Below are 1,016 nucleotides of genomic sequence, written 5' to 3' on the forward strand. Positions count from 1 at the left end.
GCCCCTGAGCGACGCTGTGCCCACCCTGGCTAAGCTGAGCCATTTTGGTCGAGCTGCCCATCACCATAAAAGCCACAGTACCGGTGGTCACCCAAAACAACACCCCAGGTCGCCAGAGCGTGATGGGGCCACTGGTCTCGGTGGCGAGAATGGCGATCGCGACTCCGTAGAACGCCAGAATCATGACGGCGATCGATAGCCCAAACAGCACCAGCAGCTTGGTGGTGTTGCGACGGGCCTGGTCTTGGTGCTCAAAAAAATTCATGGCTAGCTAAAGGAAACCCGAGGCACGGCCTTGACTTCTGGATCACTCTCTTCCAGGAGCTGAGCAGGGTTAAAGTTGAAGCTGCCCGCTACCAGGTTGCCCGGAAATACCTCCCGCTGAGTGTTGTAGAGAGTGACGGCATCGTTGAAGGCCTGACGGGCAAAGGCAATCCGGTTTTCGGTCGAGCGCAGTTCCTCAATTAGCTGAGCCATATTCTGGTTGGCTTTGAGGTCGGGGTAGGCTTCCGAGAGGGCAAAGAACCGCCCCAGGGTGCTATCAAGCGCTCCTTCCGCCGCCGCCAGTTGTTGCATAGCGCGGGGGTCGCCGGGAGCCTGGGCCGCCTGTCGACTGGCACTCATAGCGCTATTCCGGGCGTTAATCACCGCTGCCAGGGTCTCTTTTTCGTGGGTCATGTAGCCCTTGACGCTTTCTACCAAGTTAGGGATCAGGTCGTAGCGTCGCCGCAGCTGTATATCAATTTGAGAATAGGCATTCTGGTAGCGGTTGCGTCCGGTCACCAGGCGGTTGTAGAGATTGACAAAAAAGACCGCCGCAATTAGCAGCACGGCTACCAACAGTATCAGTCCCCCCATGGGCATATCCTCAAAAACGGCATCGTACCGTTAGCTTGCCCAAATGACCTACAAGTAGCCTAAAGGGGTGGATAGGGGGTAGAAAAAATCGTCTTGACGTGAAGGTTAGATTAACTGCCCGGACGCCCTAAAGGCTCGGTGGGGGGGAACGGCAGGGG

Annotated in this window: 1 protein-coding gene and 1 pseudogene; both read right to left on the reverse strand. The window is 56.9% G+C overall.

Annotated elements, in window-relative coordinates:
- Positions 1–265, reverse strand: a pseudogene (locus IQ273_RS33430) (transcriptional regulator); the annotation flags it as partial.
- Positions 266–267: 2 nt separating this feature from the next.
- Positions 268–858: a LemA family protein gene (locus IQ273_RS33435; protein WP_194027358.1), complete on the reverse strand. Its 591-nt coding sequence runs from the start codon at positions 856–858 to the stop codon at positions 268–270.
- Positions 859–1,016: the final 158 nt, after the last annotated feature.

Origin of the sequence: Nodosilinea sp. LEGE 07298 (assembly GCF_015207265.1) — a bacterium.
Taxonomy (GTDB): domain Bacteria; phylum Cyanobacteriota; class Cyanobacteriia; order Phormidesmidales; family Phormidesmidaceae; genus Nodosilinea.